Below are 17,328 nucleotides of genomic sequence, written 5' to 3' on the forward strand. Positions count from 1 at the left end.
TGCACGCGGAACGACGGGTCTTCCTGCGCCAGGCGATTCAGGGCGATGCCCATTTTCTCCTGGTCGACCTTGGTCTTCGGTTCCACCGCCTGCGAAATCACCGGCTCGGGGATCTCGACGGTTCTCGGCGCCGGCAGCGGTGGCGCGGCCGGTTTAGGCGGCGCCAGGGCGACCGGCTTGTCCTTCACCGGCTCCGGCTTCGGCAGCGTAATCTGCTTCGGCTCCGGCGCAATGCGGATCAGCTCTGTCACCGGCGGCGTCGCCGGTGGCTTGACAACGCCGCTGGACCAACCCCAGATTGCCAGCAATGCAGCGCCATGTATCGCCACCGTGGCGACAGCGCCCGGCCGCCGCAGCCAGTTCTGGCCACTGCCTGACTCCAGATAAGAGTGCGCGTGGCCGGCGCTCGGCAAAACGATGGCAGCAGCGTGGCCCGCAGCCGGCGGTTCGCCGGTGGCGTAATTGTCCTGTAACGATAGCGTGGCGCTGGTCATGATGGCTCTCCTGTCAGTCGAACAAATCCGGCTCTTCGCGCGTGATGACGTCCCACAGCGGCTGGAAGCTGAACCAACCGCCGGCCTCAGACCCCATCTGCTTGGAGGTATGCAGCGCCACATCGTGCGGAATCGGCTTCGTCGGCCCCGCCGCTTCCGACAGCAACTGCGCCTGCGCCGCGTTTTCAAACGCGATGTAGCGCCATACTGCTGACTCTACCGACGCACCCACCGTCAGCAGGCCGTGGTTTTGCAGGATCACCGCCTTGCGCTGGCCCAGCGCTTCGGCAATGCGTTCGCCTTCGCTGGAATCCAGCACCACGCCGTTGAAGTCCTGGAAGATCGAATGGTCTTCGTAGAACGCGCAAGAATCCTGCGTCAGCGGATCGAGCAAACGGCCCTGCGCCGCAAACGCCTTGCCATACAATCCATGCGAGTGCGCCGCCGCGATCACGTCCGGCCGCGCCTTGTGCAGCTCCGAGTGGATCGCAAAGGCTGCGCGGTTCAACAGGCCATCGCCCTCCACTACCTTGCCTTCGTGGCTGACCAGCAGCAGGTCCGACACCCGCACATGGCCGAAGTAGACGCCGGCCGGATTGACCCAGAAGTGGTCCGGGAATTCCGGATCGCGCGCCGTGATGTGGCCCGCGCCGCCCATGTCGAAGCCATAGCGCGCGAACAAGCGGAACGACACCGCCAGCCGCTCCTTGCGGTGCTGGCGCTGCGCCTCGAAACCTTCCGGCTCCGGCGGCTGGGCGAAAATGATATTGCCCTTTTCATCGCGCGGCGCGCTGTAGATGGACGGACGCGGATGCTGCTTGCCGACCGTGCGCAGATGGGGGCGCGCCAGCGGCGCGGAATACAGTGGTGCAGAGCTGCTCATTGGGGAATCCTCATGTCAGTAGCCGCGCGCGGTATCCACCACGTCGGTCAATGGTTGCCCGCTGCGGAAGCGGTCCAGGTTCAGTACAAACTTGTCGATCAGCGCGGGCACGATCTGGTCGGTGCTGGGCGAAATATGCGGCGACAGGCGCACGCGCGGATGGCCGTAGAACGCGTGGCCGGCCGGCGGCGGTTCGGGGTCGGTCACGTCCAGCGTCGCCAGCGCGATGCGTCCTTCGTTCAGCGCATCCAGCAAGGCCTGGTGATCGACCAGGTTGCCGCGCGCGATATTGATCAGGTGAAGATTCGGCCGGGCGTGCGCCAGCGAGGCGCGGCTGATCGCATGGTGCGTGTCCGCAGTCGATGGCGCAGCCAGCACCAGATGGTCCGCACGCTGCACCAACTCCTCCAGCGATTCCACGCGCTCCACGCCGGCCACCTCAAACGGCGCGTCGGAGCGGCGCAGCGCCACCACCTTGATGCCCAGCGCCAGCGCGCGCTGCGCCAGCGCCTGGCCGATGGAGCCAAAGCCGTACAGGCCAAGCGTGGTTCCCTGCACCAGCCCAAGCTGGATGCGGCGCCAGTCGCTGGACTGCGCCAGCCAGATTTCCGGAATGCGCTTGGCGGCAGTGAAGATCGCCGCCAGCACGTATTCGGCGATGGCGATCGACGCCGTGCCGCGCGCCGACGTCACCACCGGGCCGTTGAACAGCCAGTCCGGGTAGTAGTCGATGCCGACGGAGGCCAGCTGCACCCACTGCACGTCGCTCCAGCCTTGCGGCGCCGGCACCTCCAGCAAGGACTGGCCTTTCGGCGCAGGCAAGGCAAACAGCACGTCCGCGCCCGGCGGCAGCGCGGTCAGCGGACCGGGCGCCACATCGCGCACCGCCAAGCCGGTACGCTGGGCCAGCAGCGCGTTGACCTTGGGGTCGAACTGGCTGGCTACGATCAAATCATTCTTCACTGCGCTCATCTCCGTGCTCCGTTATGTTGCGTCGTTAAGCTGCCAGGCGCTGGTCCTGCGCCTCGCGTTCGGCAATGGCCGCGCGCACCAGCGGGATCAGTTCACGGCCGTATTGCAGCGCGTCCTGGATCGGATCGAAGCCGCGGATCAGGAAGGTGGTCACGCCGATCTCCCAGTATTTGACCAGCGCATCGCGCACCTGCTCCGGCGTGCCGACCAGGCCAGTCGAATTACCGGACGCCTTGGTCAGTGCGGCAATGCCGGTCCACAGGCGCTCGTCCACTACCTTGCCTTGCGCGGCCGTCTCCAGCAGGCGCTTGGAGCCGGCGTTTTGCGGGTCTTGCGGGCGCTTGTTGAAGTGGACGTTTTGCTTCACCCGTTCGGTGGCGGTGGCGAGAATCGCATCGGCCTTGGCCCATGCCTTCTCTTCGGTCTCCGCCAGCACAGGACGCAGCGACAGGCTGAAACGGATCTTGTCGGCACGGCCATGCTTGGCGGCTGCGGCGCGCACGCGGGCGATGGTGTCGGCCACCTGCGCCAGCGATTCGCCCCACAGCGCGTAGACGTCGGCGTGTTTGCCGGCGACTTCAATCGCAGCGTCGGACGAGCCGCCGAAGTACACCGGCACATGCTGGTCATGCACCGGACGCACGCCGGCGTTCTGGCCCTTGAAGTGGTACAGCGGGCCATCGTGGTCGAACGGACCGTCGGACGTCCAGGTCTTCTTCACCACGTCCAGGTATTCGTCGGTGCGCTGGTAGCGCTGGTCGTGGTCGAGGAAGTCGCCGTCGCGCTGCTGCTCGGTGTCGTCACCGCCGCTGATGACGTGCACCGCCAGCCGGCCATCGCTGAAGTGGTCCAGCGTGGCGAACTGGCGCGCCGCCAGCGTCGGCGACACAAAGCCCGGACGATGCGCCAGCAGGATGCCCAGCTTGTCGGTCTGCGAAGCGATGTAGGACGCGACCTGGAAGCCGTCCACCGAGGCGCTGCTGTGCGCCACCAGCACGCGGTCGAAGCCCGCATATTCATGTGCGCGCGCTACCGCGCCGAGGAAGCTCTTGTTGACGACCGGGCCTTGCGGCAGAACGATTTCCGAGGTTTCCTGGGTGGCGCTAAAGCCGATAAACTCGATACTCATGATGCGTCCTTTGCAGTGATGGTTGAAATACCGGCGACGCCGGCGGGGGAAGCTTTTTTGGCGGCGGCGCGCGCGGCGAAGGCGGCGCGGCCACTGTTAATCAGAATGGTGTCGTTCTGCGGCGTGTGGATGCGGCTGCACAGCACATCGCGGTAGTGGCGCTCCAACGGGTTGGCGCGCGACAGGCCAGGGTTGCCGCTCAGTTCAATCGCCTTTTCCACCACCTGGATCGCGGTATTGGTGACCAGGTACTTGATGCGAAACGCGTCCGACGGCGGCACCGCACCATTGGCGGCGGCATCCAGGATCACACGACTGGAGAACAGCCAGGCATCCAGCTGGCCCAGTGACTCCTGAAAGCGCGGCAGGCTGGATAAGGGTGCGCCCAGGTTGGCCGGCACGCGGTCTTCCAGCCAGCTGGCCAGCCAGTCGCGCGCATTGCGGGCCACGGCGTCGTAGATGGCGGCCAGCAGTACCGACATCCACAGCAGCAGCGATGCATCCAGCTCCGGCGCGGCGCTGGCGGGCGATACATCCACCGCGTTATCGAGCGGCACCAGCACGTCGTCGAACACCACTTCGTGGCTGCCGGTGGCGCGCATGCCAAGATGGTCCCAGGTTTCGTTGATGGTGATGCCGGGCGTGTCGTGGCGCACCAGCCAGCTGCCGACCAGCGGCTCGGCATCGTCGCTGCGGGCCCACACGGCCAGCCAGGTCAGGCGGGGAATTCCGGTCGAGTAGATCTTGCGGCCGCTGATGCGCCAGCCTTCCGGCGTGCGGCGGGCGATGGTGCCCGGCAGGCCGCCGCGTGCCGGCGTGCCGAGTTCCGGCTCGACGCGCAGCGCGTTAATCAGGGCGCCGTCACGCAGCGTTTCGTCGGTCACCCGATGCAGCAGGTGCTGCGGCCATCTGGCGCCACGGCCGGATGCATGGTGCAGATACTGCATGGTCAGCACCAGCGCGGTGGACGGTTCGCCGCGCGCCACGGCGGCGATAACGCGCGTGGTCTGCGCCAGGTTGGCGCCCAGGCCACCCAGCGCGCGCGGCACGGTCAGGCCGAGCAGGCCCAGTTCATGCAGGCGCTCGAAATTCCGGTGCGGGAAGCTGCCGTCACGGTCATGCTGTTCGGCGGTGGCGGAAAATTCGGCCGTCAGCGTGTCCAGCAGCGCGGCAAATTCCGGGCTGTCCAACTGGTGGCTGTGTTCTGCGATAGGCAAGCGGAGGACGGAGGTCATGGTGTCAGATCGAGAAGTTACTGAAGTTGAACGGTGCGATAATTGGCGTCGGCGTCTGTGGTTCCGGCTGCGCTTCGGCCGGCGCTTCGATTTCGACACCCAGCAATTGCAGCAACTGCGCGCGCACTTTCTGGAACTGCGGCGCATCGGCGCTTCGCGGGCGTTGCTGGGTGATGGCGATGTCGGCGGCGATGCGGCCCTTTTCCAGCACCAGCACGCGGTCAGCCAGCAGCACGGCTTCATCCACGTCGTGCGTCACCAATAGCACCGACGGGCGATGCTGGCGCCACAGCGACAGGATCAGCTGGTGCATGCGGATGCGGGTCAGCGCATCCAGCGCGGCGAACGGTTCGTCCAGCAGCAGCAACTGCGGCTCGCGCACCAGTGCGCGGGCCAGCGCCACGCGCTGCGCTTCGCCGCCGGACAGCGTGGACGGCCAGGCGTTTTCGCGGTGCGCCAGCCCTACTTCTTCCAGCGCAGCCAGCGCGCGTTCGCGTGGCTGCTCTATCTTCAGGCCCAGAGTAACGTTGCGCCAGGCGCGCTTCCACGGCATCAGGCGCGGCTCCTGGAACACGGCGGCGCGGGCTTGTGGCACATCCAGCGTGCCGGAACTGATGCGGTCCAGTCCCGCCAGTGCGCGCAGCAGCGTGGTTTTGCCGGAACCACTACGGCCCAGCAACGCGACGAATTCGCCGGCGCGGATGTCCAGGTCCAGGTTATCCAGAATGGTGTTGGCGCCAAAGCGCTTGCTCAGCTGGCGCGCTTGCACAGGGCTGCGCGGTAGCGCCGGTGCATCGTGCTGCGCTTCGGCGCCGTCGTTGCGCGCTTTCAGGCCCAGGCCGGGCAGGTTCAGGGAAATCGTTGGCATGCTCAATCCTTGATGAAAGTCGGACGCCAGGCCAGCGCGTAGTGTTCGATGCCGCGCACCAGCAAGTCGGTGGCGAGGCCCAGCAGGCTGTAGACGATCAGGCAGACGACGATGACATCGGTGCGCATGAAGTCACGGGCGTTGTTAATCAGGTAGCCCAGGCCCGCCGTGGCGTTGATCTGTTCCACCACCACCAGCGACAGCCAGCTGACGCCCAGCGAGTAGCGCAGGCCAATCAGAAAAGAAGGCAAGGCGCCCGGCAGGATCACGTGCACAATCTGCTGCGGGTAGCTCAGGCCAAACAGGCGCGCGGCTTCCACCAGCTTGGAGTCCACACCGCGAATGCCGCTGTACAGCGACAGGTACATCGGGAAGGTGGTGGCGTAGGCGATCAGCACGATCTTGGTGAATTCGCCGATGCCGAACCACAGGATGAACAGCGGCACCAGCCCGAGAAACGGCACGGTGCGCGCCATCTGCATGCTGGAGTCCACCGCCACTTCGCCCTGGCGCGACAGACCGGCAATCAGCGCCAGCGCCACGCCCAGCGGCAGCGACACGGCCATGCCGATCAGGACGCGTTGCAGCGACACCAGCACATTGCTGCCCATTTCGCCGGAGGCGATCAACTCGCCCAGCGTGGTGAAAATCTGCGAGGGCGCGGCCAGGATGCGTTCCGGCAGGATGCCGGTACGCGATGCGGTTTCCCACAGCGCCAGCAGCACCAACGGGCCGATGGCGCGGCGAACAACGGAGATCAGGAGATTGTGCTGGATTCGCAGACGGCCCGCCGTTACTGGCGCGGCGCCGTATGCTGGAGAGGAAACCGACATATTTGCATCCCTTTTATTAGCTGGTGAAAGCTAGTATAGGGAGCAAATGATTATGATTAAACTAATCGTTTCGATTATTGATATATGATTTTCGGGAATAATCTTGGACTGTTATCTTGCGACAACTTTGAGCGGCGATTCGGCAAATGCATGCTCCACAGCCTGCGCAAAAAAGTCGATCGCATGCTGTACCGGGCCCGGTTGCAAAGGCTGCACCAGCCAGATATCCAGCACCGGCTTGAAGTCCGAGACGTTGACGATATCGAGGTGGGAGCGATGCCGGCTGCGTTCCAGGATAGGACGCGGCATCAGGCCCAAACCAATGTCGCTGGCCGCCAGGCCAAGCTGCAAGTCGGTGCCGAAGGTCTCCAGATTAATCTTGAACGACAGCCCCTGCTCTGCCAGCGCCCGCGCCAGGCCGGCGCGGAAGCCGCAGCCGTCCGGATTGAGCACCCAGCCGGTGCCGAAAATCTCGCGCAGCTTGTAGCTCCGCTTAGGCATCGTGTCCTTCTTGGCCACCACCACCAGCTCGATGCGGCCCAGCGCGCGGCCGGACAGGCCGTCCGGCAGCACTTTGGTGGCCGGGAACAGCGCCACCGCCGCGTCGATTTCCGCATTGGCCACCCGCTCCACCAGTTGCGAGCCCCAGCCGGACGACACTTCCGTGTGCAGATCCTTGAAGGTGCGGTTGAGCTTTTGCAGGGTATCGAGCAGCACCACGTCGCCGATGGTCTGGATCACGCCGATGCGGAACACGCCGGTCGGCGCATGATCGACCTGCACCAGCCCGCGCAGGCGATCGACTTCCTGCAGCACCTTGCCTGCCTGGTCGAACACCTGCCGGCCCATGGCGCTGGGCTTGGGCGGCTTGACACTGCGATCCAGCAGTTCTACGCCCAGCGCGTGTTCCAGATTCTGCACGCGCCGGGTGATGGCGGACTGGGTCAGCCCCAGGGCCTCGGCCGCAGCGCTCACCGACTGGTTGCGCACCACGGCCACGAAGGCGCTGATGTCATCTATTTTCATGTCATTGTCAAAGTAAGCCATACGAAAATCAGCCGCCATCTTAACAGCATCAGAACTTGTAGCTGGCGCGCAGGTAGTAATACCCGCCGTTGAACGGAATCTGCGCCGCCGCCGTATCGTACTGATACACGCCGAGATAACGGCTGGCCGCCGGCACCTTGGTCGGATAGACGTTGAACAGATTATTGGCGCCGCCCGCAATCTGCAGCTTTTTGGTCACAGCGTAGCGCAGTTCCAGATCGGTGATCGTCTTCGGATCGTTTTCAATGTGATTGAACACGGAGGTCGAATAGATATTCGGTCCGGAATAGAAGGTCGCTTCGGTGGCGGTCTTGCCGTAGCGGGTGGCGTGCAGGCTGAAGCTCCACTGGTCCAGCGTCCAGGCGCCGCCGACAATCAGCTTGTTCTTCGGCGTGGCGGTGGTCAGGTAGCCGATTTGCTGGGCGTTGAGCAGCGTCTTGCCGTTGCCGTCGATACCTACCTTGGTCACCTTGCTGTTGTTGATGTTGGCGCTAACGTCCCAGTCGATGCGGCCGGCGTTACCCAGGTTGGTCGGATAGCTGGCCACCAGGTCCAGGCCCTGTGTGCGGGTGTTGACGCCATTGGCGAAGTAGTTGGCGCTGACCGATGACAGGCCGCTCGGCAGCGAGATGCCGGCGCCGGTCAGCGCGTCGATGGCCGCCTGGCCGCTGTAGGTGCCGCCCTGCACGATGCGGTCGCGGATGTCGATGCGGTAGGCGTCCAGCGTCAGGTGCAGATTGTCGACCGGCTCCGCCACCAGGCCCAGATTGTAGCTGCGCGATTTTTCAGGCCGCAGCGGCGTGGCGCCCAGCTTGCGCGCCGCATCCGAGTTCACCGCCAGCTGGCCGCCGGCGGTGGTTGGCGATACCGCGAGGCTGGTGTAATACTCCTGCGCCAGCGATGGCGCGCGGAAGCCGGTGCTGGCGGTGGCGCGCAAGGCCACGCGCGGCGTGAACTCGTAGCGGGTGGACAGCTTGGCGTTACGGGTGCTGCCTGCGTCGCTGTAATGCTCATAGCGGCCGGCCAGTTCGCCCTCCCACTCCTTGGTGAACTTGGTGGACAAGTCGGCATACGCCGCGCCGATATTGCGCGAGTGCTTGCCGGCGCTGACCGGCGACAAGCCGGGCAAGGCTTGCGCGCCGCTGCCGTAATACGAAGCCGCGTCGCCGGCGCCGATTTCATAGGTCTCGCGGCGGAACTCGGAGCCCAGCGCCACGCTCAACGCCGCCGGCAGCGCGCCGGTATCGATGGAGCGCGCGATGTCGCCGTTCACCGCCTGCTGCGTGTTCTGGAATTGCGACAGGTGGAAGCTGGTCGGCGTCGCGCCAGTAGCTGCGTACAAATCGGTATTGGCCGAATCGGTCATGCCGATCTTGACGTTATCGGTGCCGTAGTTGGCGCTCAAGTCCCAGCGCCAGCCTGCCAGGTCGGCGCCCTTGATACCGGCGGTGATACCTCCGTCGGTCTCGTTGCTGGTCTCCACCGGCGTAAAGCCGTTCGGGTAGATGGCCGGCAGGCGCGATGGCAGGCGGTAGTTCTGGTAGCTGCCGCCGGAACGGTGCGCCACCGTGGCGAATGCGTAGGCCTCAATATCCTTGGTGAGGTTGATGCCGGCGTTGGCGCCAAACGACTCTCGGCGGATCTGCGGATCGCCCAGCGTCTTGTTGGCAAAGGTGCCGGTGCGTTCATCCGCGCCGCTGCGGAAGCTGTGTTCGTGGCGGCGGTATTCTGCGCTGAGGTGCAGGAAGCCGTCTTCGCCCAACGGGATGCCGGCGTCGGTGGCGCCGCCCAGCGTAAAACCGTCATGCTTGTAGTATTCGCCGCTGGTTAGCGTCAGGCTACCGCCGCTGCTGCCGTTTTTCAGGATGATGTTGATCACGCCTGCAATCGCGTCGGAACCGTATTGGGCGGCGGCGCCGTCGCGCAGCACTTCGATATGGTCGACCGCGCTGACGGGAATCAGATCGATATCGACCGGCGTCGCGCCTTGCTGCGAACCCGCATCGGCGGTGATGTTGGCCGAGGTATGACGGCGTTTGCCGTTCACCAGCAGCAGTACGTGATTGGGACTCAGGCCGCGCAGCGTCAGGGCGCTGGTCAGGTTGGCGGCGTCGCCGGTTTGCGCCAGCCGGTTCACCGATGGCAGCAGCTTGACCAGCGCGTCGCGCAGGTCGGTCTGGCCGGTGCGCTGCAAGTCCTTGGCGCTGATGACGTCGATGGGACTCAGGCTTTCGGCGGCCGAACGCTGGGTGTCGCGGGTGCCGGTGACCACCACGTCCTGGATGGCGACGGAGGCGGCCGGTGCGGCGGAGATGGCGTCATCACCATCGGCTGCCCATGCGGGCGAGACGGCGTACACCAGGGAGATGGCTAGCGCTAACGGCAGGCGGCGCGGTCGATGCGATTGCGGTTGATTCATGCGGGCTGACTCCAGTGGGTTGTGGGTTATTTTTTGACGCGGGCGGCGATCAGGTCGATTTCGACCAGGGCGCCAGGCTGTGGCAGCGCGACTACCTGCAGCGCGGTGCGGGCGGGCTTGTTCGGCTGTTCGGCAGTACCGAAGAACTGGCCGAAGGACGCGTTCAGTCCTTTGAAATCAAGCTTGTTATCCAGTTTGGGATCGCCGACCAGGAACACGCGCAGCGAGACCACGTCCGCAAAGGTCAGGCCTTCGTTGGCCAGCGCGGCTTTCAATCGCGTGAGCACGGAGTGCGTTTGCGTTTGCGTGTCGCCGTCGGTCGTTTCCGGCAGCACGCCGCTGAAGTAGACGGTGTCCGCGCCAGCCGGCACGCTGACGGCGACCGAGATCGGGAAGTTGGAGTTGGGGATGGGCGTACGCTTGATCTGTTGTGCGTGGACGACAGGTACGGCGATCAACAGTGCGGCGAGCAGTAAGGAGGCTTTCATGGTGGTCCTTTAAGGTTAAGAGGCGATGCGACGGGCGATGGCGGCGATAGCGTGGTGGCCGGACAAGGCGGCGCCCTCCTGCCATGCGCCGATCTGACTCAGGTACTCGCCGGCGAAGTGCACGCGGCCTTCCGGCTGGTTGAGACGTGCGTATTCCTTCTCGGCCGGCGTGGCCCAGTGCACCCAGGCCCCCAGGCTGTAAGGCACTTTGTGCCAGGCCACGCTGACGGGATTCTTCAGCTCAGCGCCACGGCCGGGATGCACGCGGTCGATCACATCACGCGACACGGCGAATTGCGCGTTCAATGGCTGCGCGGTAAAGTCGCGCGCCGCCTGGCTGATGTTGTAGCAGCCGACCAGCACACCGGTCTTCTTGTGAAAACCGCCGCTCGGATACCAGATCAAGCCCGTTTCGGCTTTCACCACCGAGATGCCGCCGTAAATCTGTGCCTCCGTCTCCCAGAAGCGGCGCGACTGCCAGGCGATTTTGCTGGCGGTGTCGTAGTGGACGCTGTTAATGGCCTGCTGCACATCCGGCGCGAAGTTGGTCTCCACCTTCGCCAGCACCGGCAAGGGGAAAGTGACGATGGCGTAGTCCGCCGACAGCGTTTGCTGCTTGCCTGTGGCGCGGTCGCGCACCACCACGTCCACGCCCTTGTCCTTGTTGCGGATCGATTTCACTTCCGTGTTCAGGCGCGAGACGTCTTTCAGTCGCTGATGGAAGGCGTAGGGAATGCGATCCATGCCACCCACCGGCTGCAGCATGGTTGGCTGGAAGATGAGCAGTTCGTCGAAGATCAGCGCAGTCCACAGGTCCGGGTCGAGCAGCGCTTTGAGCGGCAGCGGCTCGTTGCGCTCCCCTACCTGCTCGGCCGCGCCGGGATAGACCTTGTAGCCGGAGCGTTCGCTGCCCTTGAATTCCGCCTGCGGCGTCAGGTCGCCGTAGACCTTGAGGAAGTCGACCAGCTTGACGCGGTCGTCGACGCTCAGTTCCTGATCCAGCGCCCCCTTGTTGGTGGCGCGTGCCAGTAATTCGGCGACGTGACCACGTGCATCGTTCACCGCGCGGCGCAGCTGGATCGGCTGGCCGCCCTTGGCCGCATCCGGCAGGAAGTAGGCGCTGCGGCTGGTGTTTACCTCCGCTTCCAGCTCCACGCCGAATTCGCGGCAGTAGCCAAGTATCGTCTGGTGATGGCTGGGCAGGCGCGCCGGCCCGGCGTTGAAGTAGTGGCCCGGCTCAAATTCCGCGACCTGCGTGGCGCCGTCTTCGTATTCGATGCGGGTGCCGTTGCGGATGGTCCAGTTGCGGCCACCCACGCGGTCACGGGCTTCAATCAACTGGACCTGGTAGCCTGCCTTGCGCAGCTCATAAGCCGACACCAGGCCGGCGATGCCGGCGCCCAGCACCAGCACCTTGACGCCCTTGCCGGAACCTGGCGCCAGTTGCAGCGGCGGGAGCTGGACGGCTGCGGCGGCGATGGTGGAGGCGCCCAGGCCCAGTGTGGTCATGGCGGCTGCGGCAGCGGTGTAGCCACTGGTGGCGGCCAGCTGCATCAGGAATGTTCTGCGCGTTACGGTCATTTCAATCGCTCCAGTTGGTGATGTTGAAGCGATCTTATGACGCACCAAGATTATGTATAAACTAATTATTTATCATATTGAAATATGAATTTTAAGAATAATGTATTTACATGATCGATATCCGCTGGCGCTATATTCAAACTCGAAAGCATTCGTTCCAGAGGCTTGCGGCAGCGTCGTACTATCGGGAGATAACTATCTTCAGGGGCCTTTTATGCATCGCCGTACTTTGCTGTCTTTGTTAACGTTGTTGCCGTTTGCGGCCTTGGCGCAGAAGGTGCCATCCAATTTACGCATCGGTTATCAGAAGTCGTCTACCTTGCTGACGGTGCTGAAAGTGCGCGGGCAGCTTGAGCAGGATCTGGCGCCGCTGGGCGTCAAGGTGACCTGGCATGAGTTCTCCAGCGGCTTGCCGTTGCTGGAGGCGTTGAATGTCGGCGGTGTCGATTTGAGCGCGGATGTGGCGGATACGGTGCCGGTGTTCGCGCAGGCGGCCGGCGCGCAGTTGACGTATTTTGCGCAGGAAGCGCCCTCGCCATCCGCGCAGGCGATTGTAGTGCGGGCGGATTCGCCCATCAACAGCGTCGCGGATTTGAAGGGCAAGAAGATTGCGGTGACCAAGGCGGCGGGATCGCATTATCTGCTGATTGCTGCGCTGGACAAGGCGGGCCTGAGGTTCAAGGATATTGAGCCGGCCTATCTGACGCCGGCCGATGGACGCGCGGCGTTTGAGCGCGGGAGTGTGGCGGCGTGGGTGACGTGGGACCCGTATCTGGCTGGCGTGCAGCGCCAGTCGCAGGTGCGCATTCTGGCGGATGGACGCGGGATTGCGGATTACCAGCGCTACTATCTGGCGTCCAGTGCGTATGCGGCGGCGCATCCGGAGGTGCTGGCGGTGGTGTTTGAGGCGTTGCGCAAGGCGGGCAAATGGGTCAAGCAGTCACCCAGGGAGGCGGCGGAATTGCTGGCGCCCGCGTGGGGACTGGATGCGGCGACGGTGGAGCTGGCGAATGGCCGCCGCAGCTACGAAGTGCGGCAGGTGGTCAAGGAAGCGTTGGGTGAGCAGCAGAGGATTGCCGATGCGTTCTATGGCGAGGGTCTGCTGCCGCGCAAACTGGATGCGACGGCCGTGCCACTTTGGCGGCCGCGCTAAGCAAGCTTAGGCTAGCACTGGATAGCCGACTGCGAGTGCGACGGCTTCCAGGCGCAGGATGCGTTGGTATTCTGCGTCAGAGACGTATCCGAACTCGCGGATGTGCAAGGCTTGCATATGCGCGTGCAGCTTCGCGCCAGGCGACAGCAAGGCGTCGCGCAAGCGGCGCTGCAACGGCTCCGGCACACTGCGCGCCGTTACCAGCGGCAGGCCTGGCGTCTGCGCGGTGTATTGCAAGACCTCCGTGCCGTGCAGGCTCTCTGGGGACTCTTCCTTCAGGTAGCCGTAGGTGACGCAATCGATGGCCGCAATATCGGCCTCGCCATCGCGCACCATGCGCAAGCTGGCCGCATGGCTGCCGCTCCATTTCACTTCGCCGAAGAAGCGCCCCTTGTTGGCCAGCAGCGATACCGCGTGCCGAAGCACATTCATGCCGCTGTTGGAGTGTGGGTCGTTGGCAGCCGCGATCTTCCCTCGCGCATCGGCCAGCGCGTGTATCTGACCACCGACGCGCGTGACGATCACGCTGGAATAATCGCTGCCTTCGCAGCCGTCAAAGTCGAAACACGGCGTGGCAAGCAGTGAGACCTTGTCACGCAGAGATTTCATGTAGGGATAGCCGCAAGTCTGCGTCAACAACACGTCCTCGCGATGCCATAGTGACGGCAGCTCCGGCGCAGACAGCAGCTCCACCTCGCCCAGCACTTCGGCTTGCGCCAGCAACGACGCCGCGAACGCCTCATACTCCCGCTGCAATCGCGGGGAGACGTTATACATCGGCAGCGCTACTTTCCTGTTCATGGCATGCGAGGGTGTACGGGTGCGTCGATGGGACGGAATCCATAGCGGCGCATCAGCTCTCCATACCCATTGATCTGGAAGCCGCCGCTGCGCGCATTATAAGCCGAGCGACGCGCACCATACACGCGCGGCAGCAGATACCACGGCAGCGAAGGCAAGTCATGGTGAACCAGGTGCAGATTATTATTCAGGAACAGAATACGGAACACCAGGCCGGCATCATTCAGCACAATGCGCTGCTTGTGGTTTTCCGCCGGCCGGTGTTCATAGTAGGAGCGGATCATGGCCAGTGACTGCGCCGGATAGGAAATCGCCAGCACATACCACACCGCCGATACGCCAAACGCCGTCTGCACCCACCACAGCAAACCAGCCAGCATGACCAGATGTCGCAGCCAGACGCCCGCGTCGCTCCAATCGCCGCGAACGATGCGACGGGCAGCGCTGCCCCAGGTACCAGCAATCGCCAGCGCCGGGCCAACCGCAATCCGGCCCCAGAAGGTCTTGTTCAGCCAATGCAGTGCGCGTCGCGGACGGCTCATCGCCGACCATTCGGCAGGCGACACATAGGTACTCTCCGCATCCAGCGCCGGCATGGTCAGGTTGAAGTCATCGTGGTGCCGCAGATGGCTCTCGCGATAAATCTCGTACGGATACCACACCGCCAGCGGCAGATAGCCAAACAGACGGTTCACCCACGGCCAGCGCGTAGGATGGCCATGTATCAGCTCGTGCTGAAGCGACATATACCATGCGCACCACCAGATCATCAGCAGCGTCGCTGGCGCCGTGCCGAGCACCCGCCAGAACGCCAGCGTGGCCAGCCAGCCGCCATGGATCACCGCAATCAGCAGCCAGGTCGGCCACTCGCCGCGCCACAACGCGCGCCGGCGTTCGGTCGTGACCTCGTGCTGCTGGGTGGCGTCGATCCAGGCTTGCATCAGAAGCGCGCCTTCACACGCAGGCCCACGGTGCGCGGCCGCACCATGTACACCAGGTTCCCCGGCTGGATGGCGATGGTGTTCGCGGTGACGTCGCTGACTTTGGCGCCGTTGGTCAGGTTGGTGCCGAACAGGCCGAATTCATAGGCGCCGGTCCGGTAGGTGACGGTGGCGTTCATCGTATTCGACGACGGTATCTCTTCATAGCTGCCCTGCGCCGCCGCAAAGTTGGTGTAGGCGCTGCCGCGATGCGAATAGCTGCCCAGGAAGCCCAATTCGTCCACGCCATTCACCGGCAGGTAGTAGCTGGCATTGACGGTGGCGGCGAGACGCGGCGCATACGGCACGCGGCTGCCTTCCGGGATATTCTGTGCGGCGATGCCGGTGACCACGGTACGTGTGGCGTAAGCGTGGTTGTAGGATGCGCTCAAGCCCACCGAGGCGCGACGCGTGATCTTGAACGCCGTCTCCAGCTCCAGCCCTTCGCTGCGGATCTTGCCAGCGTTCTGCGTGAAGTAGTAAGTGCACGGCAGCTTGTTAAACACCTGCACATCCTTCCATTCGATCAGGTAGGCGTTGGCGTTGAAAGTCAGGCGATGATCGAGCAGCGTGTTCTTGGTGCCGGCCTCAAAGTTCCACAAGCTGTCCGGCGCAAAAGTCGACGGCGCGTTGATGCCGCAGAAGTTGAACGGCACCGGCTGATTATTCCCGCCGTAGCGGAAGCCCTTGCCCACCGACGTGTACAGAGTGTGATCGGGATCGAGACGATAGGCCGCAGCAAAGCGCGGATTGCCGCCGCGCGAGGTGGCGCTGCTGTTGCTCAGTTCCGGCTGTCCTACCGGCGCAGCGGGCGTTGCTCCGACCAGATTGCCGAACAAGCCGGTGAAGCGCAAATCGAAATCCTGCGTGCCGCGGAACACGCGCAGGCCAGCCGTCAGGTCCAGCTTCTCCCACACCGTGTACGTCCCTTCCGCAAACAGCGCGGCCTGGCGGGACTTGGTGTTCTGCTGGCCGGAGAAGAAGTCATTCGTATTGAAGGCCAGTTCGTTGGTCTGCGAGTTATAGCCGGGGAAGTTGTGCGTCTCGGCGAAGCGCGCGTCAAAGCCTTCGGTTGGCTCGTCCTGCCGGGTATCGCGCTTGCCCGCCTCGAAGAAAGCGCCGGCGGTCCACTTGAACGGGCCATCGCCCTTGGAGCTCAATCGGAACTCCTGCGTGAAGTCCTTGACCGCATTACCGATCGTGTATGCGGCCTTCATCAGAGGGTCTTTGCCGCCGAAGATGAAGGCGGTAGCGGGATACTGCGCCGACGTCACATACAGCGTATCGCGATGCAGATACGACGTGGACGACACCAGCTGCGCGCCGCCGAAGTCGTAGTTCAAGCCCAGGTTATACAGTTGCAGATTGTCGTTGCTGGTCTGCGGGATCAGCGCGAAAGTGGTGTACGGCGCCAGTCCGGCGTAGGCATCGTTTATGCCGCCCTTGATATTGGAAGCAGTGACGCTGGCGTCAATTACCAGATCGCGCGACGGCTTCAGGCGCAGCGCCGCCCTGCCCTGATTGGTCGATACCGCATTGGTGATGGCGCCGTTGTACTGGTTGCGGATGTAGCCGGAGTCATTGCCGGCATATGCCGTCAGCCGCAGCGCCGCCACATCATCCTTCAACGGCAGGTTGACCGCGCCGCGCAGGTTGTGATTCGAGCCGCCAAACCTGGAGGTCTGCGATCCGACCGCTTCCACCGATCCGAAGAAATCATTCAGCTCCGGCTTTTGCGTAATCTGGCGCACCGCGCCGGCCATGGCGCCTGCGCCGAACAGCGTGCCTTGCGGCCCTTGCAGCACTTCCACGCGCTCCAGGTCCAGCACCTTCAGGTCCGGATTGCCGGATTTGAGCGTCACCGGCATATCGTCGATGTACACCGCCACCAGCGACGAATCCTGCACCTCGGATGGCACGATGCCGCGTACTACCAGTCCTCGCATGGTGATGTTGTTGACACCCGGTCCCTGCTCCTGCACCGACATGGCCGGCACAAGGTTGGCGATATCGGTCAGGTTGCCCTGGCCGTAGCGCGTCAGGCTATCCGGCTTGATCACCGTGATGGCGGCCGGCACCTGCTGCACGTCGACCGCCGTGGCGGAACGCGTGGCCGTGACTTCTACTTTTTCGATTTTGTCCGATTCCGGCTCTGCGGCGATGGCCACGCCGGCCGACAAGGCGGCAACTGCCAGTAAGGTGCGCTTGCTCATCTATACCCTTTTGATGTTCTCCCAAAAGTGAGTATAAATTGGGCGAACGCAACGGGAAACGAATTTAAACAAGCTTCTTTATGCAGAAATTGCGTGGCCGTCAAGGTGAGACAGCGTACAGCCGCAGCCACTGGGGGCGCGCAAAATAAAGTCTATGGATACGCACCCCGAACTAATCAAACCACGCAAATTCCCACCCGCCGCCTATGCGATGCACAGGCAGATGGTGGCG

General features: G+C 63.8%; 14 protein-coding genes and 1 pseudogene. 1 reads left to right on the forward strand and 14 read right to left on the reverse strand.

Annotated elements, in window-relative coordinates; all coding sequences use genetic code 11:
- The 11 genes and pseudogenes from GTP69_RS31875 to GTP69_RS23650 all read right to left on the reverse strand — a co-directional run.
- A pseudogene (locus GTP69_RS31875) lies at nucleotides 1-119 on the reverse strand (hypothetical protein); the annotation flags it as partial.
- 388 nt (nucleotides 120-507) lie between these two features.
- Nucleotides 508-1,377, reverse strand: a complete 870-nt coding sequence (locus GTP69_RS23605) for a class II aldolase/adducin family protein (protein ID WP_161057166.1) — start codon at nucleotides 1,375-1,377, stop codon at nucleotides 508-510.
- A 15-nt stretch (nucleotides 1,378-1,392) separates the two neighbouring features.
- Nucleotides 1,393-2,349 carry a D-isomer specific 2-hydroxyacid dehydrogenase family protein gene (locus tag GTP69_RS23610; RefSeq protein ID WP_161057167.1) on the reverse strand — a complete coding sequence of 319 codons (957 nt, stop codon included), beginning with the start codon at nucleotides 2,347-2,349 and terminating at the stop codon, nucleotides 1,393-1,395.
- Between the two features lie 25 nt (nucleotides 2,350-2,374).
- On the reverse strand, nucleotides 2,375-3,478 hold the full coding sequence (locus GTP69_RS23615) for an LLM class flavin-dependent oxidoreductase (protein WP_161057168.1): 1,104 nt from the start codon (nucleotides 3,476-3,478) through the stop codon (nucleotides 2,375-2,377).
- Complete coding sequence (locus tag GTP69_RS23620; protein WP_161057169.1) at nucleotides 3,475-4,713, reverse strand: acyl-CoA dehydrogenase family protein; 1,239 nt, start codon at nucleotides 4,711-4,713, stop codon at nucleotides 3,475-3,477. The genes GTP69_RS23615 and GTP69_RS23620 overlap by 4 nt, the downstream gene beginning before the upstream one ends.
- A gap of 4 nt (nucleotides 4,714-4,717) precedes the next feature.
- Entirely contained in the window at nucleotides 4,718-5,581 is an 864-nt protein-coding gene (locus tag GTP69_RS23625; RefSeq protein ID WP_161057170.1) for an ABC transporter ATP-binding protein, read from the reverse strand.
- Nucleotides 5,582-5,583: 2 nt separating this feature from the next.
- On the reverse strand, nucleotides 5,584-6,414 hold the full coding sequence (locus tag GTP69_RS23630) for an ABC transporter permease (RefSeq protein ID WP_161057171.1): 831 nt from the start codon (nucleotides 6,412-6,414) through the stop codon (nucleotides 5,584-5,586).
- Between the two features lie 111 nt (nucleotides 6,415-6,525).
- Complete coding sequence (locus tag GTP69_RS23635; protein ID WP_161057172.1) at nucleotides 6,526-7,440, reverse strand: LysR family transcriptional regulator; 915 nt, start codon at nucleotides 7,438-7,440, stop codon at nucleotides 6,526-6,528.
- Between the two features lie 49 nt (nucleotides 7,441-7,489).
- Nucleotides 7,490-9,880 (reverse strand): TonB-dependent receptor plug domain-containing protein, encoded by a 2,391-nt coding sequence (locus GTP69_RS23640; RefSeq protein ID WP_161057173.1) that lies wholly within the window; start codon nucleotides 9,878-9,880, stop codon nucleotides 7,490-7,492.
- Between the two features lie 26 nt (nucleotides 9,881-9,906).
- Nucleotides 9,907-10,368, reverse strand: a complete 462-nt coding sequence (locus tag GTP69_RS23645; RefSeq protein WP_161057174.1) for a Rid family hydrolase — start codon at nucleotides 10,366-10,368, stop codon at nucleotides 9,907-9,909.
- A 15-nt stretch (nucleotides 10,369-10,383) separates the two neighbouring features.
- Nucleotides 10,384-11,949: a flavin monoamine oxidase family protein gene (locus tag GTP69_RS23650; protein WP_161057175.1), complete on the reverse strand. Its 1,566-nt coding sequence runs from the start codon at nucleotides 11,947-11,949 to the stop codon at nucleotides 10,384-10,386.
- A 214-nt stretch (nucleotides 11,950-12,163) separates the two neighbouring features.
- On the opposite strand from GTP69_RS23650, the gene GTP69_RS23655 reads away from it, so the two are divergent.
- Complete coding sequence (locus GTP69_RS23655; protein ID WP_161057176.1) at nucleotides 12,164-13,102, forward strand: aliphatic sulfonate ABC transporter substrate-binding protein; 939 nt, start codon at nucleotides 12,164-12,166, stop codon at nucleotides 13,100-13,102.
- 6 nt (nucleotides 13,103-13,108) lie between these two features.
- On the opposite strand, the gene GTP69_RS23660 is transcribed toward GTP69_RS23655, so the two are convergent.
- Genes GTP69_RS23660 through GTP69_RS23670 form a run of 3 tightly spaced genes read right to left on the reverse strand, consistent with a single transcriptional unit; the run spans nucleotide 13,109 to nucleotide 17,096 of the window.
- Nucleotides 13,109-13,903 carry a phosphate/phosphite/phosphonate ABC transporter substrate-binding protein gene (locus GTP69_RS23660; protein WP_229261124.1) on the reverse strand — a complete coding sequence of 265 codons (795 nt, stop codon included), beginning with the start codon at nucleotides 13,901-13,903 and terminating at the stop codon, nucleotides 13,109-13,111.
- Nucleotides 13,900-14,844: a fatty acid desaturase gene (locus GTP69_RS23665; RefSeq protein ID WP_161057177.1), complete on the reverse strand. Its 945-nt coding sequence runs from the start codon at nucleotides 14,842-14,844 to the stop codon at nucleotides 13,900-13,902. Before GTP69_RS23665 ends, GTP69_RS23660 begins: the two co-directional genes overlap by 4 nt.
- Nucleotides 14,844-17,096: a TonB-dependent receptor gene (locus GTP69_RS23670; protein WP_161057178.1), complete on the reverse strand. Its 2,253-nt coding sequence runs from the start codon at nucleotides 17,094-17,096 to the stop codon at nucleotides 14,844-14,846. Before GTP69_RS23670 ends, GTP69_RS23665 begins: the two co-directional genes overlap by 1 nt.
- Nucleotides 17,097-17,328 lie beyond the last annotated feature (232 nt).

Origin of the sequence: Duganella levis, from assembly GCF_009857605.1 — a bacterium.
In the GTDB taxonomy this organism is placed as follows: Bacteria; Pseudomonadota; Gammaproteobacteria; order Burkholderiales; family Burkholderiaceae_D; genus Rugamonas; species Rugamonas levis.